This window comes from Rhodococcus erythropolis NBRC 15567 (assembly GCF_001552595.1).
Classification (GTDB): Bacteria; Actinomycetota; Actinomycetes; order Mycobacteriales; family Mycobacteriaceae; genus Rhodococcus_F; species Rhodococcus_F erythropolis.
This window is the reverse complement of record NZ_BCRM01000020.1, coordinates 101,642-124,965: the sequence shown is the minus strand read 5'-3', so window position 1 is coordinate 124,965 and position 23,324 is coordinate 101,642. Positions and strand designations below refer to the sequence as shown.

Below are 23,324 nucleotides of genomic sequence, written 5' to 3'. Positions count from 1 at the left end.
CAAGATTCACCTCATGAGCGATCAGGGTGGGTACGGGTACCAGGGCAATCAGAATTGGCAACCGGCTCCGTACGGGCAGCCCGATCCGTACGGCAGGCGCCCGACGAACACACTCGCGGTGCTCGCCCTCGTCTTCGCGTTCCTCATCGCGCCGTTGGGGATCGTCTTCGGGCACATCGCTCGCGGCCAGATCAAACGGACCGGCGAAGAAGGCGACGGACTCGCCCTTGCCGGACTGATCATCGGCTACATCTTCACCGCACTCGGCATCCTGGCCGTGATCGTGTGGATCGCGTTCTTCGGGCTGCTCGCCGCCGCTTTCGGCAACGCTGCGAACGAGGCGAGTTCGCGGAGTCTCACCTATACGACGCCGTACTCGTACTCCACGACCACGACTCGGGCACCGAGTGCACCCACCACAGCGCCGAAAACGACGACGCCACCACGCGTCACAACCTCGATCGGTCCGGCGCCGACCGTCTCTGGCACCGACCGTCAGGGTTTCATCTCCGGCGGCCCCAGTTGCAACTCCACCAATCCTGCCGTCGCCATCGCCGTCACGACCGGATCACGAATCGTCATCTGCGAAACGGGAGTCGGCCGCTACTACTACAAGGGTCAACGGCTGAGCGACGGCGCCACCATCGAACTCGACGATCCGACGCCCACCGGCAACGGATTCACCGTCACCAACAAGGACGTGACATACAAGCTCACCTCCGCCGGACTGGTCATCACCGGCAGCGGAGGCGAGCTGGGTCGGGAAGCGGCGCTCGAGTTCTGGATGAACTGACCCACGTCAGCCGGCGCACGGATCCTGATAGGGAACCCCGGGCAGGTAACGCTCCCATTCGGCTTCCGTGATGGGAGATCCTGCGGTGCGGCACAATCGATCAACGACGCTGTCGGGGTCGATTCCCCACAAGCGAACGGTCTTGTCCGACCCGCTACCCGCGATCATGTCACTCTCGCCGGCGAACTGAGCGTCGTTGACGCGACCCGGGTAGGCGGACAGCGTCGCAAATCGTGTTGACTGCGAGGGCGTCTCGATATCCCAGAGCCAGACGGTTCCGTCGCCGACACCGGCAGCGAGCCGATCACCGGCGCGGTTGAACGAGATCGAATAGATTGCGCCCTCGGGGCCGAGAAGACGAGCGAGCTCCTCGGGTGCCGACGGTGTGCGTACGTCCCACACGGCGACCCTGTGATCCGCACTTCCGGCGGCCAACAACGTCCCGTCGGCGCTGAAAGACACTGCTAGTGCGTAACTTTCGAATCCACCCACCGTCGCCGCCACACGGGGCGACGCTGCGTTCGACACGTCCCACAGATCCACCTCGTTCTTGGCGTTCGCGATCGCCAAGATGTCGGTGCCCGGTTGAAATGCCATCATCTGCGGGTAAGAGCCGACATCGGTCGACGACAGCAGCTTCGGTTCCGATGGATCGGAAACGTCGACCAACGCAATGCTGTTGTCGTCCTGCGAGGACACCGCCAGCAGATCTCCGGCGGGATTCAACGCGACGACCGCCACGATGCCCTTCACGTACACCGCGGGTTCGCTGTAGATCCGTGGCGACGCCGGATCACTCAGGTCCCAAAGATATGCACCGCCGCCGCCGGTGCCGCTCACAGCCAGGTTCCCGTCTGCCGACACCGCCGACGCACCGCTGAAAGAGTCGTCCCCTTGCGGTTTCAACTCCGGCATCACCGCGGGGCGATCGAGATCCTCGGTGTTCCACGCCAACATCGCGCCACCCCTGGCCCCGACGCCGGCCACCAGACGCGAGCCGTCCGCGGCAAAGGGACTGGTGAAAATCGTGTCCCGAGGTCCCGCCCAGACCGGACCCGGTAGAGCCCACACGCGAGTCACACCGTTGAGTCCTCCGGTGACCAGGTTGCGGCCGTCGTCGCTGTAGTCGACGGTGGTCACCGCCCCACTGTCCGGAAGTGTTTCGATCAACGCCCCGGTTCGTGGGTCCCACACGCGCACGGAGTTGTCGGAACTTCCTGCGGCAAGACGTGTTCCGTCTTTGCCGTAGTTGAGTTCGTTGACGTAGCTGGAAAATCCCGTCAGTGCCGGCAGGGGAGTGGGGCGCGCCGGATCGCTCATGTCCCACCGAACCACCTCCCTGCCAGTGGTTCCCGCCGCAAGCTCGCGTCCGTCCGGACTGAAGGCGACACCGAGGTAGTGGACGGTGGTGCCGTTCGGCTCGGTCGCGAAGATCGGCGCCGATTCCTCACCCCACTTCGCGACGTCCCACACACGAAGTGTCGATTGACGCCCGCCTGCCACGAGGAAACGTCCGTCAGGACTGAACGTCGCGGTGACGATGCCGTCAGCTGGGTGCGGAAGAGCAGGCAAAGCAACGGCATTCGCGGAAACGTCGATGTTCCATCGCAGGACGTCGGGCGTCGAGGTACCGGCGACCAGCTTGGTTCCGTCTGGACTGAACTCCATGTCCTGCACTACGCGTTCACCGTCGACGGGAAGAGTTCCACGGACCGGATTCTCGGGATCCGACACGTCCCACAGCGCAGCGCCGCCGGCGCCACCGGTCGCAAGCAGCCGTCCGTCCGGGCTGTAGGCGACGGCAAAGAGCGCCGTGCCCTCCGAGACTCCGAGGAACTCCGCCTGCGGAACAGCTGAGGCCACACCGTCCACCATCGGATAAAGTCTGACCTTCCCATCCGAACCACCCACCGCCACAACAGTTCCGGCTGGGTTTATCCGGGCCTTCATCGCGCCGGGCGGTCCGATGATGCGAGTAGCCGAATGAACGCCCGACGCATCCAGCAATGCCGAGCGGGCTTCGGTTGTTTCGTTGACCGCAAATGCCGCCAGAGCAAGCTGCGACGCCAGCGACGGATCCCGCTCGCGCATCCTGATCGACTCGGTGGCCACCTGACGCGACATCGCCTCGTCTCGCGCGGTATCTGCTTGGACACGTTGACGATTGGCTCCGATACCGGCGACGGTCGCAACCACCGCCAACACCAGAGCGATCACCGACGCAGCTGCCAACGCAGTCACGAGCCGTCGCAGAACGCGTGTACGTCGGCGATCGGCAAATTCCTGCTGATCACGATGCTCGATGCTCGCAGCGAGGTACTCCCGCTCGGTGGCGTTGAGGTCGGCGGCGCGGGTCCGACTCGGTTCCAGTGGGAGACCGAGTTCACCCGAGTTCAGCCATTCTTCCGTCAGGTGAAGACGTGCGGGTCCGAGCAGCGCGCCGGGGTCGCGTCCACTGTCTTCCCACACCTGCGCCGCGTAGGTGAACCGGCGATGCACCGCCAGGCCGGCGCGGTCCGAGTCGATCCAATCGCGAAGCCGACTCCACGCTGACAGTAAGACCTCGTGCGAAACCTCGACCGTCTCTTCGTCGACGGTGAGAAGGCGCCGTAAGGCGAACCGGTCGATGACGGTGTTCACGTCGTCGACGTCGTCACCGAGGAAGAGTTCGGTGCGCGGTGCACGCCGACGCGTCTGCGTCACTTCGTCGACGTTGACCAATCGGAGGAAGATCCTGCGCGCCAACTGCTGCTGCCGCTCTGTGAGCTCGCCGTACACTTCCTCCGCGCTTTGCTGGACGGCTCCGGCAATCCCGTCGGTGGCGTAGTAATCCGAGACGGTCAGAGTTTTACGCGTCGACCGTTGCCAGGTCCCCAACAGTGCGTGTGACAGCAAGGGCAAAGCTCCGGGGTCGCTCGCCGTACGCGAGCCGCGTGGTGTCAGCTCGGAGACCAGAACCTGAACCAATTCGCTCTGCACGGTCATCCCGGCCTTGATCGCCGGCTCGACGATCACCTCGCGCAATTGTTCGTCGGTCAGCGGCCCGACCACCATCGGCGAATCGTCGAGCAGCGGCACCAAAAGCGGTTCCTCCGCCGCGAGCCCGTAGAAGTCGGCGCGCATTCCGATGACGGCGATGGTGTTCTCACCGAGTTCCGCGAGAGTCCGCAGTATTTCCTCGCGCCGATCACCGTCGCACTGCGTCCACAGTTCCTCGAACTGGTCGAGGATCAAGACGGTTGGTTCGTCGGAAATCGACGACGGAATTCCTCCCGTACCCGGCTGCAGGATTTCCACCCGCCAGCCGTCGAACCGTGAATCGCCCTCGGCAACCTTGGGGGCGAGTCCGGCCCGCAGCAACGACGACTTACCCGATCCGGAAGCACCGATCACCATGAACTGACTGCGGCCGACACCTCGTATCGCCGACGCCACCCGTTCGGCCAAGTTGGCAGTGAGTTCGTCTCGACCGAAGAACCACTCGGCGTCCTCTTGTCGGAAAGATTCGAGACCTCGGTACGGAACGGTGGCGTCGCCGCGTCGTCTGGCCGTCAACTGCCTCACTCGTTGCACCGCACCGATCCAGCGCTGCCGCTCATCCTCGGAGTCGACACCGCAGGCCTCGAGGAGCGCAAAAAACATCGGGGTACTCGCCGGCGTCGGCAGGTGTTGGCCGGCAAACCATCCGCTGACGGTTCCGTGCAAACCACCCGAACGCTCGACGGCTTCGCGAACCGTCAGTCCGGCCGCCTTCCGCAAAGCCGTGAGCGCCTCAGCAAACTGACCACGCGACTCGATCTGGGCGGGATCGACCTGATTGTGCCTACCGGCTTCCGCCTTCGAGTTCATAGCGAGGCACTCTATCGGAGCAGGTAGGGGATTTGTCCGTTGTATGGACTCTGTATCGAGAGAGTTGCGTCCGTTCCACTGAGACGCCTCGATCGAAATACTCGTTCTCAGTCGCGCCCCATCTCAGCAGCCCTTCTGCAAATACGGCAGTCGACGCCCATTCCCTCCGTCGAAAGGCGCTGCGCGCATGTCTTCAATCGGCTTTTCTCCGAAGATCGAGGCAAACGTGTCCCGAGTCGGCAACCCCAAGCACGGCAAGCACAAGCCGAAGCTGAGCGTCCGCGAGATCGAAGTACTTCTCGCCTGGCTTCGTTCGGATTCCAAGTCCGAGGTCGCCGAGACACTCGGCCTACGCGTCTGCACCGTCAACACACACATCACTCGGGTACGCACGAAGTACAGCGACGTCGGGCGGCCGGCTCCCACGAAGGCAGCGTTGTTCGCCCGCGCGGTCCAGGACGGGTACACCACCCTCGACGAGTGGTGACCTCAGACCGTGACGGGTTCCGGATCCTTCGCCTTGGACGGCTTCAACCAACCGGGTAGCCAGGCAGGTTGTTTGTCCGGAGCCTGATCGAGAACACCGCCCGCCGGATCGTCGATGAACCCGTACCGCACGAGATCCTCCGACGGCCGGTAGATCTGCCGAAGCACCAGCGCGCACAGCACGAGTACCGCGATGTCCCGGATCACGACGGTTCCGGTGAACCACTGCTCGGGCAGCCCCTTGTTGGACACCCCGAGGTAATACATCATTCGCGGAACCCAGACCAGGGCGTCGATGGTCATCCACGCGAGCAGGAGTCTGCGGTGCGGCAAGGCCAACACGGCCAGCGGCACCAGCCACAGAGAATACTGCGGGCTCCACACCTTGTTGGTGAGCAAGAAGCCCGCCACCAACAGGAAGCACAACTGCGCAACGCGCGGACGACGCTGCGCCGTCAGGGCGACGTATCCGACACCGATGCAGACGGCCACGAACAAAAGCAGAGAGACGGCGTTGAGATTCGACGGTGACTCACCCTGGGCGAGAGGACCGTCGAGGCCCTTCCACGACGTGAACGACGCGATCACGTTGTAGAGGGAATCGGGATCGGCCCCGCGCTCGGAGTTGAGCCGGAAGAACTCGTACCAACCATGCGGGTACAGCGCGGCGATGGGCAGGTTCACCGCAAGCCATGCCGCGACGGCGCTGAGTGCGGTCACCAGCCAGTCCCTCGTCTTGCCCGCGCGCAGACACAGGACAAAAAGCGGTCCGAGTAGGAGCAGCGGGTAGAGCTTCGCGGCGCCGCCCAGGCCGAGCAGGATTCCCGCGAGCACGGGCCGCTTGCGTGCCCACGCCAACAATCCACCGGCCGCGAACGCCGTCGCCAGAGGATCGAAGTTCGTGAACACGTGCACGATCACCAACGGGGAACACGCGATGAGCGCACCGTCCCACACTCGTCGTCCGGCCAGCAGGGTGCTCGCCCACACGGTGACCAGCCACGCCAACGCCAATCCGAACGCCACGACGTTGAAATAGAGCGCCACCTGAATCGCGCCCGGCAGCCAGGTGATCGAATCCCACGCCTTGGCGACCTTCATCGCGCCGTACTGATAGAGCCCCGAGATGACCGGATACTCCATGTACCGCATCTGGATCGAACCGTCGCCGCGTACTTCTTCCCACGACGTCTTGTACGGGAATGCTCCCTGATCGAGGCGTTCGGCTCCGTACAGCGGAACGGTGTCGGAGTAACACATCGCCACGTACTGACGGCTGCCGCTCCAGTCGAGGCCGACCTGCCCGCTCTCGCCGACCGGCGCCTGCTGAATACAGCCGGCCTTCGCGAACCAGCCGAAAGCCAAGAACACCACGGCGAGCAGAAGGATCACTCGCATCGGGGTGAAGAAGCGAGTGCGTCCGATCAGTGCGTGACGACCTACCGGACCGCCGACGGTTCCCGACAGCGCAGACACCATCGCGTCGTTGCGACTGGGAACGTCCCGCCAATCCGCCGAACGAAGATCTTCGGCCAGCGGAGCGGGGGAGGTCGGTTCGGCATCATCAGCATTCGCGGCCACTCCGCGAGGTTACCGTCTTTCGAACCGACCACCCTCCAACTACTGGCCGGGGCTCACACCTGCCGGTTCTTCCTCGGTGGTCTCGCCTGCCCCTGGTACCTGCGGCGCCGTTGTCGTCGGCCGGGAGATGCCCGGAATCGGGATGGTGATGCCCGGCAGAACCTCGACCTGCGTCGTCGTCACCACGGGCGGCGGAGTGGTTTCCGTCGTCGTCGGTGCGGTGGTCGGCGGCGCCGACGTCTTGGGCGGTGCGGGAGCCGTGTACTCCGGAACACCACCGGCTTGACCGTTGATCTTGCCCGGCGTCGGGAACTTCTCGTTGTCGGTGCCCTCGAGAGCGCCGTCCATCGTGTCCTTCCAGATGTCCGAAGGCAGACCCGAGCCGTAGATCATCGCGCCACCGGAATTGGTGATCGCTTCACCGTCGGGAGTTCCGACCCAGACCGCGGTCGAGAGTGACGGCGTGTAGCCGACCATCCATGCGTCCTTGTTGGCTCCGGTGTCACCGAGCTGCGCGGTACCTGTCTTCGACGCCGACAGACGTCCGCCGGCCAGGTTGTGACCGCGCGAGTACGCCGCGATCGGCTGCATCGCAGCCGTCACGTTGTCCGCCACGGCAGCGTCGATGCGGTCCTCACCGGCGGGTGCGCCGCGGTCCAGCAGCACGGTGCCGTCAGCCGCGACGACCTTCTGGACGAAGTGCGGTGCGTGATACGTGCCGGATGCGGCGAGCGTCGCGTACGACGACGCCATGTCGAGCACGCGGGCCTGGTACTGGCCGAGCACGATGCCGTTGTTGGGACCGGAACCGTCACCCTCGGTGAGCGACGGGCCGACGCCCGGGATGTCCTTCGGGATGCCTGCTTGGTGTGCGATGTCCGCGATTGCCTGCGGGCCGTTGCCGTCGAGGCTGAGCATCTGGCGGTAGAAGCTGGTGTTCAGCGAACGCTTGAGCGCCTCTGCGATGGTGCAGGTGCCGCAGCTTTCACCTTCGACGTTGCCGATGGAGATGCCGTTGACGGTCAGCGGCGAACTGTCGTACATCTGCGAGAGCGGGATCCCCTGATCCAGGGCGGCTGCGAGACCGAACACCTTGAACGAGGAACCGGTCTGAAGTCCGGCATTCGCGAAGTCGTATCCCGCGCCGTCCTCACCGCCGTAGTACGCCTTGACGGCTCCGGTCTTCGGGTCGACCGAGACAACGGCGGTGCGCAGGTTCTCCGGCTCACCCTCCATGTTGGAACGGGCTGCCTCGACCGCTGCGGCCTGAGCCTGCGGGTCGATGGTCGTGGTGATCTGCAAGCCCTCGGTGTTGAGCAACTGCTCGCTGATTCCGGCGTCGCCGATCTCCTTGAGCACCTGACGCTTGATCAGGCCCTCGGGTCCGGTCGAGCCTTGGCTGCTGTTGTCGACCTGGGCGAGCGGGATGTAGGCGGGGTACTGCATCGGCGTGCGCGCGGCCTGATCCAGCGTGCCGGCGGACACCATGCCGTCGAGCACGTAGTTCCAACGGGACTTGGCACCGGTCGGGTTGGTCTCGGGATCGAGGAGTGACGGAAGCTGAATCGACGATGCCAGGACGGCGCCTTCTTCGATGGACAGCTGGTCGACGGGCTTGCCGAAGTAAGCCTTGGACGCAGCTTCGATGCCGTACGCGCCGCGACCGAAGTAAATGGTGTTCAGGTATGCGGCGAGAATGTCGTCCTTGGACCACTCGTTGGCCATCTTCGAAGAGAGAACGAGTTCCTTCATCTTTCGCGTCAGCGAACGCTCCGAGCCGACGAGCGCGGTCTTCACGTACTGCTGCGTGATGGTCGAGCCACCACCGGCGCTGTCACGACCGAGCACGTTGTCACGGGCTGCGCGCGCGAAACCGGAGATCGAGAAGCCCGGGTTCGAGTAGAAATCGCGGTCCTCTGCGGCCAGAACGGCGTTCCGAACGTGCATCGGCACCTGATCGAGTGAGACCTCGACGCGGTTACCTTCGTCCGGCGGGACGACAGTACTGATCACCGTGGTGCCGTCGGCGGCGAAGACCGTCGCCACCTGATTGGTCTTTTGGTCACCTGGCTTGGGGACGTCCTGCACGATGTACGCGGCCATGAAGGCAAGGACGGGCAGAACAAGACCGAGCGCCACCAAGACGTAGGCCGAGCGGCGAACTGTGCGCCACTTGGACTTCTTCTTCACGGTGCTCTTTCTTCCCTTCGGGGGTTGTCCGTCGTTGCCACCGCCACCGGAGCCACCTGTCGGCGGCTTCGTCGGCGGAGGTCCGACCGGCGGGCGGGTGCCCGCGTTGGTACGGGTGGTCGCTGCTGCTGCCGCGACGCGCTGGGTCGGTTCGTTTGCCTGAGCGCCTGCGGCGCGATCTCGAGGCGGCGGGCCGGCAGGTCGGCCTTGCGGCGGACGACCCTGAGGCGGGGGGCCGGCGGGGCGGCCCTGAGGAGGCGGGCCCGAAGGTCGACCCTGAGGCGGACGACCCTGAGGCGGACGACCCTGAGGCGGGGGTCCCATCGGACGACCTTGCGGCGGACGACCCTGAGGGGGCGGACCCATCGGAGGGCGTCCCTGCGGCGGACGACCCTGAGGAGGTCCGGCGGGACGGTTGGGACCGACGGGACGGCCACCCGGGTTGTTGCCTCCCGGGTTGTTGTTGCTGGGGGAACTCACGAATCAAATCTCCAGTGGTCACGGACCGATCACGTGCAGACTTCGATCGGGCCCTTCTTCGGGTGTGGCGTTACTCGCTGGCGGTGCGCCGGCTTGGTGGGCGTGCTCGCCGCGGTCGCGGCGGCGCAGGTACTGCGCCGAGCACATAGGACTGCACCAAGTGGTTCCAACTGCAGGTACGGCACACCTCTACAACGTGCACCGTGAACTCCTCTGCTGTTTCCGCAAGCCGAGCGAGCTCGTCCGAGGTTCGGGCCGATCCCGAAACCTGACCGAGCTTGTCGCCGAACACCCAGGACACGAGCGTCAACTGTTCCTTGCGGCAAATGGGGCAGACGACGTCGCTGCCCCGGCCGTGGAACTTCGCGGCTCTGAGTAGGTACGGATCGGCGTCACACACTTGCTTGACGTCGGTCCTACCCGCAGACACTTCGGCCAGCACAGACCGACGCGCGAGCGCGTAGTCCACAACTTGCCGCTGTATCCGCACCTGACCAGCGTACGTGCGTCCGTGCCGCCACGGACGGTTCGGGAGGGTCACGATGAACACATTTTGCGGTCCGGACGCATGGCGACCAGCAATTATCATTGGAACCTGTGAGTTCTTCCAAGACGCCGGCCACCCGCGCACGCGATACGGACCGTATCGACGCCTGCGCCAGACTCGACGCCGCTTACGCCGAGGGACAACTGGGCGCCGCCGAATACTTCGATCGCACCGAGCAAGCGCGAACTGCCACGACGGTGGTCGAGTTGGCGTCGTTGATCGGCGATCTACAGGAAGCTGCACCTCGTGCGCGCGTGAAATCTCCCCACGTGACCTTTCGACGAAAAGTGCTCTACGTTTCGCTGGCCGCTGCGGCGGTGGCGGGCGCGATTGCACTGGCTGCAGCCCAACGCGGTCCGCTCGAGCCGCCGGCCGAGGTGGTCGAACGGTTCACAGCAAGCACCGAGCCTGCCGATTCTCCGTTTACTCCCACCGGCATCGACGACGTCTTCGCGTCGTTCGTCGCGACGTACGGTTCCGAGACGGTGCGGGTTGCGACCTTTTACCCCGATCGAGCGGTGGTCGGCCGCGTCGACGGATCAGGGAACTTCCGGAACTTCGATTTCCGCGGCACTCTCACTCCGTCCGACGAACCCGCGTCGGTGGCCGGCAACACGGACATGGACCTCACCAACGTGAACCGCGACGCCTTGGTATCGGTGATCGCACAGTCCCCCGCCGCGCTGGCCGGTACCCGCGTGGACCACATCACCTTGGCCGATTCGGGTGCGCCGGTGATAAGCATCTACGTCGTCGACGACACCGGGGCGTACACGGGCGTGCGCAAGATGACCTTCGACGGCAGGGTGTTCTGACGCACAGGCCTTGAATTTAGGATTCTCGGCATGGCCCAGAAATATCCGCCGAACACCCGCGCCGCAAACCGGGACAGGGAGACAACCGCGGCCGTCGTCGATGCGGCGTTCGGAGACGGACAGTTGAACGCCGCCGAGCATCGCGCTGCCGCGCAGGCGGTGGCGAAAGCGCGCACTCTCGACGAACTGGCCGCCATCGTCGCCGACTTGCAGGGCGCAGCGAATCCGCCGTCCGATCGACGTCGCCCACCAAAACGACCGGTGCCGTGGTTCGCAGCGGCAACGGTGGCGGCAGCGCTGGTCGTCGGCGTCGGGGCTTATTCGCTCACGCACCGAGATCCCGTGACGCCGCCGTCCGCAGTTGCGCCTGCCGTTGTCCCGAACCCGGAGCCCTTGGTCATACCCACACCCTTCATGGCGAGCGCGGAAGGGATCGCCCTCTTACGTGACCGGTTGCGGGAAAAGTTCGGCTCCACCGTCGTCGACGAGATCACCTTCAACAACAGCGCAGCCTATTTCTCCCTCGCTGTTCCCGGTCAACCCAACCGGAAGATCAAGTACTCCTTTCGCGGCGGCTTCACTGCGGACGGCGATCCGGAAAGCCGTAAGATCGACACTGCAACAGTCGATCTCGACGCGATTGATCTCGAAGCCGTACGACGAAACATCGAGGCGATCCAGCGGCACGTCAATGTGCCCGACGCCCAGGTCTACTACATTTCGTACACTGCCGGAGAAGAACCGCTGCTGGATATTTCGGCGAAAAACAGCTTCGGCGAAGGCGGATTCGTCAATACCACCTCCGCTGGCGAACTCGTCCGCGTCTACGCCTTCACCGATTAGGAATCAGATCATGCCGTCGAGTCCCTCCCCGTCTAAACGTGCACGAGATTCCGACCGAGCCGATACCTGTGGGGTGCTGGACAACGCCCTCGCAGACGGGCAGCTACATGCCGGAGAATACGAGTCTCGAACATCAAAAGCAATGTCCGCCAAAACAATTCACGACCTTCAGGTTCTCGTGAATGACCTTCAGATCCCCTCTCGATATCTCGACACCGAGGTGGTCCGGCCCCGCCTGCCTGCGCCACCGAAATCGGTGAAAGCTGCTGCGGCCGTCGTACTTGTCGCCGGTGTCGTCGGGGCGCTGATCGGTTCGGCCACCAACCCGGACACGTCACCGCTCGGGACCGACGCACCGATCCCGAATCTGATGACCGGCCACGGCGTGGCGCAGTTCATCGACGATTACCGGGCCGAATTCGGCGACACCATCGCCGATACCGTCTCGCTCAGTACCGAAAACGCAACCGTAGAACGAGTGGCCCATGATCAGCCCGGCAACTACGTCAGATACATCTACGATGGTGACTTCAAATCCTGGTCGACACCTTCACCCCGAAAAACCGGGACACGAACAATCGACCTGTCGACGGTCGATCTCGAGGTTCTGGCGCGGCTGATCGCCGGCGCTCCGGAAACGCTCCGGGTTCCGGGCGGAGTGGTCGACCAGATCCGTTTCGAATACCCCACCATCGGCCGAGCCAACGAGCCGACCGTCTCTATGTACGTGAGAAACGAGGCCGACGACTCCGGCCACCTGGAGACCACACTGTCGGGCGAGCCATTGAGCGTCTACCCATTTGCGCCTTGATCTGCCAGACGCCCTTGCACCCACGCCACGATCAGATCCCGGGTGGGGGCGAGCACGTCATCGGAAAATGTCGCCCGCGCAGAGTGATTCGACGGTAAGTGGCTTTCGTCGCTGGTACGGGCCCCGACGAGCAGGAAGACACCGGGCACTTCGCGGAGGATCCACGAGAAATCCTCGGAGATTCCGATCGGCTGCTGCAATCGAGTGACCGACGTGCCGACTCCCGCGGCGACCGCATCCAGTCGGTCCAGTTCAATGCCGTTGCTGACTGTCGGCACAGTGTCCTGGGTCAGCACCACTTCAGCCTCGACGCCGTGCGCGTGTGCGACGCCGTCGACGGTACGACGCACGATCGACTGCAGACGCGCATCCGTGTCCTCCGAGAAACTGCGGATCACCCCGGACAGAGAAGCGTTGTCGGGTATGACGTTTCGCGCCTCACCGGCGCGTAATGCACCGAACACCACCGCAGCGGGCTCGAACATCGAGACGCCGTGTGACGCCGCGATCCCCACGGCACCAACAGCTTCCGCCGCCGCTGTGAGTGGACTACGCGCCAGGTGAGGGGAGGAGCCGTGGCCGCCACTGCCGGTGATGGTCACATCGACGAGCGTCGAACCCGACAGCACTGCACCCTCGCGTGACGCGAATTCACCGGCGCCGAGCAGATGAGCGAGGACGTGCAACCCCAGTGCGGCCACCGGGCGCGCGCCGGAAACGCCCAGGAGGCCTTCCTCGAGTGCCAGTTTCGCACCGCCGTGGCCTTCTTCTCCCGGCTGGAAGAAGAAGATGACGTCGCCGGTCAGATCGGCTCGCCTCTCCTGGGTTTCCAATGCCGCCGCGAGGACGATCGCCATGTGCGCGTCGTGACCGCACGCGTGCATCGCCCCGTTGCCCGACGCCCAGTCGAGTCCGGTGTCTTCGGCAACAGGGAGAGCGTCCATGTCGGATCGCACCAGGACGGTGGGAACCTGAGACGGGTTCGAGCGATCGACCCTGCCGCCGCGCACCACGGCGGTTACCGACGACATCGCGGTGCCGAGCGTCAGTTCGATTCCCGATTCGACGAGTCGGTCCAGCAGGTAGGCCTGGGTCAGCGGGAGGTCGAGGCCCACTTCGGGCATGGCGTGCAGATCGCGACGTACCGCGACGATGTCGATGCTCACAGAGTGCTCCAGATGTCGTTGGTGACGCTCAACTCGTGCCCGTCCGCGTCGTCGAGGGCGAACGAGTGAAGGGCTGCGGGTCCGCGGGTCGTCACCAGTTCAGTGGGTCCGTTGCTCAGACCGCCCGGTTCTTCGGGTCCGCGCAGGTGGATCTCCCGCAGTCGGCGCGGCTCAGATGTCGCGCCGGGAAACGCCTGGCCGCCGGGACGCTCGAGCCGGAAAGGTAGGTCAGGGCGAATGATCGCCTGGTCGCAGCCGACGAGGCGGACGCTGACGCCGGCGCGACTAAGCGGCACGGCGTCGTCGCCGACAGTGCCTGCCACTGCCCACGCCGCCAAGGCCCGGTCGTGTTCAAGTGCGGCAGAGACCAGTCGTCCGAAGGGGTGCTGCGCAGCGGCGACGGGGTCGTTCACAGTCGCCAGTTCCAGGTACGTCTCCCCCATCGGAATGATCAGATTGCTGGTGCCGACTGCGTCGTGGCGGCCACCGCCACGCACCTCGAGACCTGTCACCTGCGACACAATTTGTGCGGCTTTCTTCAAGTCGCCATGTACGAGAACTATATGATCTACGCGCACGTTCACCGTGATCCGTTTCCCCTTTCGTGAGGTCGAGGTCCATGTCTTCAACCAGTTCCCCGAATCGTCCGGACGAGCCGGTGCCGAAGTCTGCAACCGATGCCGCGATCCTCAAGATCGGCCACGTGGCCAGCATCGTCGGCGTGTCTACCGCACGAATTCGGTTGTGGGAGCAAGAACGGCTGATCACCCCTCTTCGCACCGAGTCCGGGCAACGCATGTATTCGATGCAGGACGTCAAACGGCTCGAGAAGATCCGCAAGCTCCTCGAATCCCGCTCCATGACCGTCGTCGGTATCCGTCAGGCGCTTGACGGCGACGTCGAGGACGACGCCCCACCCGCCGAAGACGACATCGGCGCCATAGGCGCCCGAGTCAAGGAGCTTCGACGCCGAAATCGGATGAGCCTGCGTGACCTTTCGCAGGAAATCGCGGTCAGCCCTTCTGCGTTGAGCGCATTCGAGCGTGGACTGAGCAAACCCAGCATCGGACGCATCACACAGATCGCACATGCGCTCGGAACGACCACGCCGGAGCTCCTCGGTATGCCGGCCTCCGAGGATCGGATGATCGTGCGCGCCGACGAGCGCGAAGTCCTTCCCCTCGAAGCCGAAGGCGTTCGAATCGAGAACCTTTACCAGTCGTCGACGGTGTTGCAGTCCCAGATGGTCACCATCGAGCCCGGTTTCGGCAGCGGTGAACCGATGACTCATGCAGGAGAAGAGTTCCTCACCGTTGTCGCCGGCAGCGTGGAGATCGTTCTCGACGGCGTCGAAACCGTGTCTCTGGCCACCGGCGACTCGATGACGTTTCCCAGCACTCGCCCGCACACTTACGCCAATCATGGCACCGTCACCGCCCGCGTAGTGTGGGTGAACACTCCACCGACCTTCTAATTCCTCCAGCCCTGTGCGTGGTTAAGGAGTCTCCGGACTCCCTAACCGCGCACGGGGGACCGCGACGGCCCGAATGGGCGAGCCGGTGCCGCCGACGAGGTGCAGTGGCAGGCCGAAGTAGTCGAAGCGGGTGTTCACCAACTGTCCCAGATTCTGCAAATGCTCGGTGTTCACGATCCCGTACTTCTTGCACACCATGTGTCCGGCGAAGCTGTTGTCGAGACTGTTGTCGATCGCATTGCAGTCGGTGCCGATGTTTACCACACCCTTCTTCGCGAGGTATTCGGCGCCCTCCCAGGAGAATCCGGGATTCTCGTCGATGTACTTGCGTTCGGGGAACCAGCGATCGCCGTAGTCGAACCAGGCCAGTACGATATCGCCGGGCCTGATCTCCTCACCTGCCTCGGCCAGCGCCCGCTCGGCGATCTCGACGTCCTCGATACCCGCCGATCCATGTGTCATCGGTTCGGGGCCTTCGAATTTCACGTGCGATAGATCGAGACAGACGGCCGAACCGTAGTAGTACGCCAACGGGGTGTTGTCGATGGTGGCGCCGTCGGGGTCATACTCGATGGTCGCGTCGGCGTGGGTGCCGGCGTGCTCGCTGATCACGAGATTGCGCGCGTAGAACCCATCCTTGGTCCCGTACATCGCCTTGAACTGCTCGTGTGTCTGGTTCACCGGAGTGAAGGTGCGCTGATGGCCGAACCACATCGGCATCCCTTCGTACACCGGCCTGGTCAGATCGACTATCGGTTGACGGTTCTCGAGTAGCCGATCACCAAGCAGTGGGCTCTGCTGTCTGGCAGCCGTATCCGGTGTCGTGGTCATACGATCCCTCCTTCTGGGTCTCCCACGGCGAACGAGCCGAAGGTGCGGTCGAAGTACGTCAACGGTCCGGCAGTCTCCGCGTGAGCGCCTGCACGCGCCGAGACCACGTCGGCGACAACGAGGACGTGGTCGACGGCTTCCACCATGAAGACCACTGCGCATTCGATGTTGTACAGGGCCCCGTCGATCGCCGGCAGCGAGAACCGCGGTCCAGGACTGCACAGTTGTTCTTCGGCAATGAATTTCGGCTTACCAGGCGCAGCGAGATCGGCGGCGAGCGCCATCTTGTCGTCGGAGAGGATTGCGACGCCGAAGCGCTCGCGCTCGGCGATGTAGCGGGCTGTGACATTGGTCTTGTTCACCGACAACGAGATCCGGGCCGGATCAGCCGAGAACGAGGACACCGAACTGAGCGTCAGCCCCCAAGGTCGCCCCTCGACCTCGGTGGTCACCACCACGATACCGCTCGCCAGCTTGCGCATCGAGGCAGCAAAATCCTCGGCGGGCACACATGGGTGGGTGGCGCCGGCTGCTGCACGAAGTGATGCGGTGCGTCTGTCCATCACCGGCGCGCCCATCAGGCGATCCCCACATAGTCGCGGACTCGCCGAGCGGCTGCGGTGCGATCGGTCTTGGAGTAGACGAGGTTACGGACGAAGGCTGGCGGAGTGGCGTTGACGTTCTCGAACAGTCCGACGCGGCCCGCGTGAGCACCCGCGACCAGGTCCCAGACGAAGTTGAAGAAGGTGTTCTTGTCCCGGGCGGAGACCCCGGTTCCAGGAAAGAACTCTTCCATCCGGGAGCCGAATTCCGGATGATCCCAAACTTTTTCGGGCCAGCGGGCGATGAGCGCCTGCCCGCACAGATCGCGAAGCAGATAGGTGATGCGGGGATAGTTCTCGATCGAGTAGAGACGGCCTGCCGTTGTCAGTTCCGGGTTCGGTACATGCAGGCCACACCATTCCACTGACTCGTGAACGGTGGCGAGCGAATACGCCTTGAGGGTTTGTGCGTAGAGCGTGATGTCGGCGACGGCAGCCTGCACACCGGGAATCTTGTCGGTGCCGAGGATCTCGGTGATCACCTGCGCCACACCGGTGAACATCTCTGCCCGGAAGGCCAGGCGCGTCATCACCGACCACAGCGAATACGCACAGGATTCGTAGTACAGGTCGAGCAATCCCAGGTTGTACTTGCTGAAGACGTACTCACGCGGGATGAACACCTTGTCGAAGATGATCGTCTGATCGAGTTCTTCACCGGCGTGATCGAGCGGGTGATCATTGCGCGGCGTGTTCATCTTCGCCGTCGGCTCGCGCAGGATGAGCGAGAGACCGGGGGAGTTGACCGGGATCGCCGCCCAGATGGCCGCTTCCGGCCCGACTCCACCGCCGAGAGTGGTCGAGAGAGTGAAAAAGTGTGCGAGGGAACCGATGCTACCGGCTACCTTCGCACCTGAGATGACGATTCCGTCGGGTCGGTCTTCGACAATGCGCAACTGCGACGGGCGCTCGTTTCGCGGAATACTCTTGTCGGACTGCGGGTCTGCGATCAGATCTGTGCTGAGCAGGTTGTGATCACCAGATATCTTCACGAAATCGCGTATGTTCTGCGCGAATTCAGGGTTCTCCGCTTCGATCCTGTCGATGGTCGAGAGGAAGCCGAGTGCCATCATTGCGCCGTAGTCGTTGGGACGGCCGTACATGCCCATGGTCTTCTGCGTGATCAGCCGCGTCGCTTCACGTTTGGCCATCAGGTCAGCGCGAGTGCGGGGAATCTGCCATCCGATGGCGCGTCGGCCACCGTCGTCGTCCACGTAGGTGAGAACGTCGCGGGTCTCCGACGCGAACTGGGCATCCTGAATTCCGGCCAGGGTGTTGACGGCACGCAGGTCGGGATGGGTGGTGACATCCTCGACATCCTCACCCTGTGAGGAGATGATGCGGCGGCCGTCGCGCAACGAGGCCTTGTACTGATCACCGGTGAGCAGGTGCCCTCCGGTCTGCGAGAGTTGTTCGGTGACCTTGTCGATGCGCAGTCTCCGGGCGTCGAGCGTGGGGTTGGTCATGATGTTCCTTTCGGTGATCAGCCGCGGATGACCGCGATGGCTTCGGCCTCGATGAGAAAGCCGTCGTACATGAGTCCGGCGACGCGTACGCCGGTACCGGCAGGCCCCTCTTCGGGGAGGAATTCCATCCGAACGCGGGTCATGGTCTCCCAGTTCTCCTGAACCTGGTCTCCCGAGCCGTCGAAGCAGTAGTAGGTATTGAGTTTGACGACGTCGCCCCAGGTGGCACCGGCCTCGGCCAGTACTGTGGTGAGCGACTCGAATACATTGCGGGTCTGCGCCTCGATGTCACCCTCTCCGAGGACGTTTCCGTGTTCGTCCGCCGAGAGTTGGCCGCCGGTGAAGACGAGGTTCCCGATCCGCCATCCCTGTGAGAACGGAGTCTTGATGTGGTGAGTCCAGGTGCTGTTCATCAGACGCTGGCGGTCAGTGCCGTCGCCGACGAGGTCGGCGAGTTCGGTCCCGGTCATGAATATTCCTTTCGGTGTTCAAGTTTCAGGCAGCGGCTGCAGCGAGAGCCGGAGTGCGCTTGGCGGAGAGTCGAACGAGCGCGAGATAGAGAAAGAAGCTGGCCACGGACCCGACGAGCCAGGACACGTCGACCCCGTTCATGGCTGCGGCCACCGGTCCGGTAAAGAAATCGCCTGACATGAAAGGCATTTGGATGACAAATCCGAGGATGTAGGTAGCCAGGGCCGGTATGTTGAAGGCCCCATAGCCGGCATTGACGTCACTGAACGCGGCAATATCGTACTGTCCCTTGGCGATCATGTAATAGTCGACCAGATTGACGATGCTCCAGGGGATGAGCAAGCACATCAGGAAGTGGATGAAGTTGGAGTAGTTGACGAGAAAGTTGTCAGCGAACAGCAGGGCCACCATGAATGCGATGACGGCGGTGCAGGTGGCGACGAGGTTACGCGCGAAAGCTCCTGGTTTCCAGCCTGTTCGGAATGTTTGCATCAACGTCAGCGTGCACAGGGACGGGCCGTAAAGGTTGATCACCGCCGCGTCGATGGCGCCGAGGAAAAGCATGACGAGAACGAAGACGCCAATCGGACCTGGCATGATGTCGAGCAGTTGAGCGACGCTTCCGTCGCCGCCTGCCGCGGTCACGAGGAGCGCACCGAGGGTCATCACCGGAATCGCGCCGACAACGGCGCCGAGATAGGTGTACCAGAACGCCTCGCGCGAAGGAGTCGCCGCGGGCAGGTAGCGAGAATAGTCGGAAACGTAAGGCGCGTAGGCGATCTGCCATGTCGCGGCGATCGACGTCATCCCGAGGAAACCTATCACGCTAAAGCTCGTATCCGCCGATGTCGCGGGCCCTCCACCGGCGGCTTGGAAGGTGAACACGGCGATCAAGATGACGGCAATTCCGAAGAGAACGAGCAAGGCGCGGTTGAGTCGGTGAATGAACTCGTAACCGAAGATGACTGCCACCAGCGTGAGACCAGTAGTCAGCACCAACGCAAGCGAGGGGTTCAATGCGGGTACCAACGCAACAAGTGTGTCTCGGGCAAGCACGATGATAGACGCGAGAAAACCCAGGTACATCAGGATGACGACGACCAACACGAGCAGCGAGCCGTACATACCGAATTGTCCACGTGCCTGAATCATCTGCGGCACACCAAGTTTTGATCCCTGCACCGAGTGCAATGCCATGAAGACCGCACCGATCAGGTTACCGAGGACGATCGCGGCAATTGTCGAGGCGATGTCGAGTCCGTACACAGTCGGACCCAGCACACCCATCACGAGGGTAAGGGGCATGATCTGGACGCCGAACCAGACCGAGAACAGATGGCGGGCAGTACCGGTGCGGCGCTCTTCCGGCACAGGTTGGATCGTGAGGTCCTCGATGAGTGAGGAATCAGTGGTCTTCATTGGCACCTCTGCAGTGCGTGAGTAGTGAGAATCGGAACCGATCGAGTGATGTACGGATAATCTACAACTGTGCAGTAAGAAATATCTACGGAACCGTGGAGAATTTTCTTTGCCGAAACATCCTCGAAACAGGGCAATTTCCCTGTTTAACTCACTTCAGACGGAGAAGATCGATGAAATCTGTGCTAAATACCTCATATTGTGCTGATGGATCTGTGGGCGCACACACGTCCATGTCCGAATTGTTTTCGATAGGCATAGGTCCGTCGAGTTCACATACCGTCGGGCCCATGCGTGCTGCCGCGTCGTTCGTGGCGGGACTACGCAACGCACACCTGCTTGCACGGACTTCGCGCATTCAGGTACGGCTTCGCGGCTCCCTCGGGGCCACCGGAGTCGGCCACGGATCTCCCGACGCAGTCCTCGCGGGCTTACGCGGATGGTCACCGCACGACTGCGATCCCGCTGCCGTCCACGGATTATGGGAACATTCGCGTTCGCTGCACGAAATATCAGTCGACGACCACGCGGTCACCGTCGCTTACGAGGACATCACTCTTGCCCCGTTCGACCCCCACCCAGATCACCCGAATGCGTTGGAGTTCACTGCGATAGCGAACGACGGCACAGTTATCGAGGACCGCACTTTCCTATCCGTCGGCGGCGGTTTCGTAGTGACGGTGGGCCAGACGCAACCATCGCCACCACAGATTCCGTACCCCTACCGCACGTTCGACGACCTTCTTACACTCAGCGCATCACGGGAAGTGACCGTCGCAGAGATTGCCGCGGCAAACGAGTGGGCGCTCGGCCGAGACCCCCAAGCCGACGCGGTCGAGATCTGGGAAGCCATGCGGGCGTGCATCGGCGCCGGTCGCACGCGGGCAGATGGCACACTCCCGGGAGGTCTTGCCGTTCGCAGACGTGCCCCCGGACTCGCCAGGACTCTGGACAGCCAACCCACGCACGAACTGACCGCAATTTCTCGGATCCAACTCGCAGCATTGGCCGTCAACGAGGAGAACGCATCGGGATTCCGGGTGGTCACCGCGCCGACGAACGGGGCAGCGGGAATCTTGCCCGCAGTTGTGGAGCATTACCTTCGGACGCCAGGTGCCGACATGAATGGCGTCGTCGACATGCTCCTGACCGCGACTGCCATCGGCAGCGTCGTGAAGGCGGGCGCTTCCATCTCCGGGGCAGAGGTCGGCTGCCAGGGCGAAGTGGGTTCGGCGTGCGCGATGGCGGCCGGAGCCTTGTGCGCGGCCCTCGGCGGAACGCCGGCACAGGTGGGAAAGGCAGCGGAGATGGGTCTGGAACATCACCTGGGCCTGACCTGTGATCCGGTGGCCGGACTGGTACAGATCCCGTGCATCGAACGCAATGCGATAGCTGCCGTCACCGCGGTTCAGGCGGCGACACTCACCCTGAACGAGGAGGATCAGCCACACCACGTCTCACTGGACACCGCCATCCGTACCTTGCGCGACGTTGGCGCCGACATGCACGACAAGTACAAGGAAACTTCACGCGGCGGGCTTGCAGTCAATGTCGTCGAGTGCTGAGTTGTCCACCCAGCCCGCGGCCAATCGAGGCCGTCTATCCGTGACACCTTGGTACACGTATCGGGCCGCAGTGTGGTTTTATATATCGGCGCGATATAGTTGGTTATCGCATCAAGCGGTTAGGTTCAACGACTCGGGAGGTTTGTCAGTTGCTCGAACTCGCAATCCTCGGGCTGCTCCTCGAGTCACCGATGCACGGATACGAGCTGCGTAAGCGGCTCACTGGTCTGCTCGGCGCATTCCGCGCGTTCTCGTACGGATCGCTGTACCCGGCACTGCGGCGCATGCAAGCCGACGGATTGATCTCGGAAGACGTCGACACTGCCACCGGCACGCTCAAGCGTCGGGCGCGTCGCGTCTACCAGCTCACTCCGGAAGGTCGGCAACGGTTCACCGAACTGGTCGCCGACACCGGGCCGCAGAACTACACCGACGACGGTTTCGGCGTTCACCTCGCCTTCTTCAGCCGCACCCCCGCAGAAGCGCGGATGCGGATCCTCGAAGGCAGGCGACGCCAGGTCGAGGAGCGCCGTGAGGGGCTCCGCGAGGCCGTCGGTCGGGCCAGCGGATCGCTGGACCGCTATACCCGTCAGCTCCATCAGCTCGGACTCGAATCGAGTGAACGCGAAGTGCGTTGGCTCAACGAATTGATCGCAGCCGAGCAATCGACAACAGGAACATCCCGGAAAGAAGGAGAACCCGACCATGGGTGAGAACAGCACCGCGGTGCGCGTAGCCATTGTGGGCGTGGGTAACTGCGCCTCGTCCCTGGTTCAGGGCGTCCACTACTACAAGGATGCCGACGAGACCCAGACGGTCCCCGGCCTCATGCACGTCAAGTTCGGTAAGTACCACGTCCGCGACGTGCAGTTCGTCGCTGCGTTCGACGTCGACGCCAAGAAGGTCGGCTTCGACCTCTCCGAGGCGATCCTCGCGAGCGAGAACAACACCATCAAGATCGCCGACGTCCCGCCCCTGGACGTTCCCGTTCAGCGTGGCCCGACCCTCGACGGCATCGGCAAGTACTACGCCGAGACCATCGAGCTGTCCGACGCCGAGCCCGTCGACGTCGTCAAGGCACTCAAGGACGCTCAGGTCGACGTCCTCGTCTCCTACCTGCCCGTCGGTTCCGATGACGCTGACAAGTTCTACGCACAGTGCGCGATCGACGCAGGCGTTGCATTCGTCAACGCCCTGCCCGTCTTCATCGCTTCCGACCCGGAGTGGGCTGCCAAGTTCAAGGACGCCGGCGTCCCGATCGTCGGCGACGACATCAAGAGCCAGGTCGGCGCCACCATCACCCACCGCGTGATGGCGAAGCTGTTCGAAGACCGCGGCGTCGTGCTGGACCGCACCTACCAGCTCAACGTCGGTGGAAACATGGACTTCAAGAACATGCTCGAGCGTGATCGCCTGGAGTCCAAGAAGGTTTCCAAGACCCAGGCCGTGACGTCCAACCTGACCGGCGCACTTGCCGGCAAGGTTCACGACCGCAACGTCCACATCGGTCCCTCGGACTACGTGGAGTGGCTCGACGACCGCAAGTGGGCATACGTCCGCCTCGAAGGCCGCGCCTTCGGTGACGCTCCCCTGAACCTGGAGTACAAGCTCGAGGTCTGGGATTCGCCCAACTCTGCCGGCATCATCATCGACGCCGTCCGCGCAGCCAAGATCGCCAAGGACCGCGGCATCGGTGGACCGGTTTACCCGGCTTCCGCTTACCTGATGAAGTCCCCGCCGGTCCAGATGGCCGACGACAAGGCTCGCATCGAGCTCGAAGCGTTCATCATCGGAGCCGACGAGGCGTAGCTAGACGCCGGGCCGACGAGGCCTGATTTAGGTTCACGCTGATTCGGGGTCTTGCGCCAACGGCGCAAGGCCCCGATTCTGTTATCCGCAGGGTGTTTCCGCATCCGCGCGGGTAATCACGCCTGC

The 23,324-nt window shown here is 63.4% G+C and carries 20 protein-coding genes; 9 read left to right on the top strand and 11 right to left on the bottom strand.

The window, feature by feature from the left end:
- Positions 1-13 precede the first annotated feature (13 nt).
- The gene (locus RE4_RS22795) at positions 14-793 is read left to right on the top strand and encodes a DUF4190 domain-containing protein (protein ID WP_021333212.1); all 780 of its coding nucleotides are present in this window, start codon (positions 14-16) and stop codon (positions 791-793) included.
- Between the two features lie 6 nt (positions 794-799).
- On the opposite strand, the gene RE4_RS22790 is transcribed toward RE4_RS22795, so the two are convergent.
- A complete protein-coding gene (locus RE4_RS22790) occupies positions 800-4,642 on the bottom strand; it encodes an nSTAND1 domain-containing NTPase (RefSeq protein WP_060939395.1) in 3,843 nt (1,280 codons plus the stop codon).
- A 187-nt stretch (positions 4,643-4,829) separates the two neighbouring features.
- Here RE4_RS22790 and RE4_RS22785 point away from each other — a divergent pair, with 187 nt between their 5' ends.
- Entirely contained in the window at positions 4,830-5,129 is a 300-nt protein-coding gene (locus RE4_RS22785; protein WP_020909716.1) for a helix-turn-helix transcriptional regulator, read from the top strand.
- Between the two features lie 2 nt (positions 5,130-5,131).
- Here RE4_RS22785 and RE4_RS22780 read toward each other — a convergent pair whose 3' ends face one another.
- The 3 genes from RE4_RS22780 to RE4_RS22770 all read right to left on the bottom strand — a co-directional run bounded on the left by RE4_RS22780 (position 5,132) and on the right by RE4_RS22770 (position 9,869).
- A complete protein-coding gene (locus tag RE4_RS22780; protein ID WP_060939394.1) occupies positions 5,132-6,709 on the bottom strand; it encodes a glycosyltransferase family 87 protein in 1,578 nt (525 codons plus the stop codon).
- Between the two features lie 39 nt (positions 6,710-6,748).
- Entirely contained in the window at positions 6,749-8,899 is a 2,151-nt protein-coding gene (locus RE4_RS22775; RefSeq protein WP_060939393.1) for a transglycosylase domain-containing protein, read from the bottom strand.
- 550 nt (positions 8,900-9,449) lie between these two features.
- Positions 9,450-9,869 carry a DUF5318 family protein gene (locus tag RE4_RS22770; protein ID WP_042448217.1) on the bottom strand — a complete coding sequence of 140 codons (420 nt, stop codon included), beginning with the start codon at positions 9,867-9,869 and terminating at the stop codon, positions 9,450-9,452.
- Positions 9,870-9,976: 107 nt separating this feature from the next.
- On the opposite strand from RE4_RS22770, the gene RE4_RS22765 reads away from it, so the two are divergent.
- From RE4_RS22765 to RE4_RS22755, 3 genes are read left to right on the top strand one after another with little or no spacing between them, the layout of a single operon-like run.
- Positions 9,977-10,741 carry a DUF1707 SHOCT-like domain-containing protein gene (locus RE4_RS22765; RefSeq protein WP_060939392.1) on the top strand — a complete coding sequence of 255 codons (765 nt, stop codon included), beginning with the start codon at positions 9,977-9,979 and terminating at the stop codon, positions 10,739-10,741.
- Positions 10,742-10,771: 30 nt separating this feature from the next.
- Entirely contained in the window at positions 10,772-11,584 is an 813-nt protein-coding gene (locus tag RE4_RS22760; RefSeq protein ID WP_020971370.1) for a DUF1707 SHOCT-like domain-containing protein, read from the top strand.
- Between the two features lie 10 nt (positions 11,585-11,594).
- Positions 11,595-12,395: a DUF1707 SHOCT-like domain-containing protein gene (locus RE4_RS22755; RefSeq protein ID WP_020971371.1), complete on the top strand. Its 801-nt coding sequence runs from the start codon at positions 11,595-11,597 to the stop codon at positions 12,393-12,395.
- On the opposite strand, the gene RE4_RS22750 is transcribed toward RE4_RS22755, so the two are convergent.
- Together RE4_RS22750 and RE4_RS22745 are read right to left on the bottom strand one after the other, a co-directional pair.
- Complete coding sequence (locus RE4_RS22750) at positions 12,377-13,561, bottom strand: M20 metallopeptidase family protein (protein ID WP_020971372.1); 1,185 nt, start codon at positions 13,559-13,561, stop codon at positions 12,377-12,379. The genes RE4_RS22755 and RE4_RS22750 overlap by 19 nt on opposite strands.
- Positions 13,558-14,139, bottom strand: coding sequence for a VOC family protein (locus RE4_RS22745; protein WP_158630225.1), 582 nt, complete (start codon positions 14,137-14,139; stop codon positions 13,558-13,560). The genes RE4_RS22750 and RE4_RS22745 overlap by 4 nt, the downstream gene beginning before the upstream one ends.
- 41 nt (positions 14,140-14,180) lie before the next feature.
- On the opposite strand from RE4_RS22745, the gene RE4_RS22740 reads away from it, so the two are divergent.
- A complete protein-coding gene (locus RE4_RS22740; RefSeq protein ID WP_020971374.1) occupies positions 14,181-15,035 on the top strand; it encodes a MerR family transcriptional regulator in 855 nt (284 codons plus the stop codon).
- A gap of 21 nt (positions 15,036-15,056) precedes the next feature.
- On the opposite strand, the gene RE4_RS22735 is transcribed toward RE4_RS22740, so the two are convergent.
- From RE4_RS22735 to RE4_RS22715, 5 genes are read right to left on the bottom strand one after another with little or no spacing between them, the layout of a single operon-like run.
- Positions 15,057-15,866, bottom strand: a complete 810-nt coding sequence (locus RE4_RS22735) for a cyclase family protein (RefSeq protein ID WP_020971375.1) — start codon at positions 15,864-15,866, stop codon at positions 15,057-15,059.
- Positions 15,863-16,444 carry a flavin reductase family protein gene (locus RE4_RS22730; protein ID WP_020971376.1) on the bottom strand — a complete coding sequence of 194 codons (582 nt, stop codon included), beginning with the start codon at positions 16,442-16,444 and terminating at the stop codon, positions 15,863-15,865. The genes RE4_RS22735 and RE4_RS22730 overlap by 4 nt, the downstream gene beginning before the upstream one ends.
- Positions 16,444-17,934: a 4-hydroxyphenylacetate 3-hydroxylase N-terminal domain-containing protein gene (locus RE4_RS22725; RefSeq protein ID WP_020971377.1), complete on the bottom strand. Its 1,491-nt coding sequence runs from the start codon at positions 17,932-17,934 to the stop codon at positions 16,444-16,446. The genes RE4_RS22730 and RE4_RS22725 overlap by 1 nt, the downstream gene beginning before the upstream one ends.
- Positions 17,935-17,951: 17 nt before the next feature.
- Positions 17,952-18,404: a RidA family protein gene (locus RE4_RS22720; RefSeq protein WP_020971378.1), complete on the bottom strand. Its 453-nt coding sequence runs from the start codon at positions 18,402-18,404 to the stop codon at positions 17,952-17,954.
- Positions 18,405-18,429: 25 nt separating this feature from the next.
- On the bottom strand, positions 18,430-19,824 hold the full coding sequence (locus RE4_RS22715) for a purine-cytosine permease family protein (RefSeq protein ID WP_020971379.1): 1,395 nt from the start codon (positions 19,822-19,824) through the stop codon (positions 18,430-18,432).
- A gap of 173 nt (positions 19,825-19,997) precedes the next feature.
- On the opposite strand from RE4_RS22715, the gene RE4_RS22710 reads away from it, so the two are divergent.
- The 3 genes from RE4_RS22710 (at position 19,998) to RE4_RS22700 (ending at position 23,198) form a co-directional block, all read left to right on the top strand.
- Positions 19,998-21,389 (top strand): L-serine ammonia-lyase, encoded by a 1,392-nt coding sequence (locus tag RE4_RS22710; RefSeq protein ID WP_020971380.1) that lies wholly within the window; start codon positions 19,998-20,000, stop codon positions 21,387-21,389.
- Between the two features lie 149 nt (positions 21,390-21,538).
- Positions 21,539-22,102, top strand: coding sequence for a PadR family transcriptional regulator (locus RE4_RS22705; protein ID WP_003946014.1), 564 nt, complete (start codon positions 21,539-21,541; stop codon positions 22,100-22,102).
- The gene (locus RE4_RS22700; RefSeq protein WP_003945979.1) at positions 22,095-23,198 is read left to right on the top strand and encodes an inositol-3-phosphate synthase; all 1,104 of its coding nucleotides are present in this window, start codon (positions 22,095-22,097) and stop codon (positions 23,196-23,198) included. Before RE4_RS22705 ends, RE4_RS22700 begins: the two co-directional genes overlap by 8 nt.
- Positions 23,199-23,324: the final 126 nt, after the last annotated feature.

Excerpts from the sequence above, each read along its gene's own strand:
- RE4_RS22715 (WP_020971379.1), bottom strand. The coding sequence starts at position 19,824 with ATGAAGACCACTGATTCCTCACTCATCGAGGACCTCACGATCCAACCT.
- RE4_RS22755 (WP_020971371.1), top strand. The coding sequence starts at position 11,595 with ATGCCGTCGAGTCCCTCCCCGTCTAAACGTGCACGAGATTCCGACCGA.
- RE4_RS22785 (WP_020909716.1), top strand. The coding sequence starts at position 4,830 with ATGTCTTCAATCGGCTTTTCTCCGAAGATCGAGGCAAACGTGTCCCGA.
- RE4_RS22790 (WP_060939395.1), bottom strand. The coding sequence starts at position 4,642 with ATGAACTCGAAGGCGGAAGCCGGTAGGCACAATCAGGTCGATCCCGCC.
- RE4_RS22720 (WP_020971378.1), bottom strand. The coding sequence starts at position 18,404 with ATGACCGGGACCGAACTCGCCGACCTCGTCGGCGACGGCACTGACCGC.
- RE4_RS22735 (WP_020971375.1), bottom strand. The coding sequence starts at position 15,866 with ATGACCACGACACCGGATACGGCTGCCAGACAGCAGAGCCCACTGCTT.
- RE4_RS22700 (WP_003945979.1), top strand. The coding sequence starts at position 22,095 with ATGGGTGAGAACAGCACCGCGGTGCGCGTAGCCATTGTGGGCGTGGGT.
- RE4_RS22740 (WP_020971374.1), top strand. The coding sequence starts at position 14,181 with ATGTCTTCAACCAGTTCCCCGAATCGTCCGGACGAGCCGGTGCCGAAG.
- RE4_RS22795 (WP_021333212.1), top strand. The coding sequence starts at position 14 with ATGAGCGATCAGGGTGGGTACGGGTACCAGGGCAATCAGAATTGGCAA.
- RE4_RS22760 (WP_020971370.1), top strand. The coding sequence starts at position 10,772 with ATGGCCCAGAAATATCCGCCGAACACCCGCGCCGCAAACCGGGACAGG.
- RE4_RS22730 (WP_020971376.1), bottom strand. The coding sequence starts at position 16,444 with ATGGGCGCGCCGGTGATGGACAGACGCACCGCATCACTTCGTGCAGCA.
- RE4_RS22710 (WP_020971380.1), top strand. The coding sequence starts at position 19,998 with ATGAAATCTGTGCTAAATACCTCATATTGTGCTGATGGATCTGTGGGC.
- RE4_RS22725 (WP_020971377.1), bottom strand. The coding sequence starts at position 17,934 with ATGACCAACCCCACGCTCGACGCCCGGAGACTGCGCATCGACAAGGTC.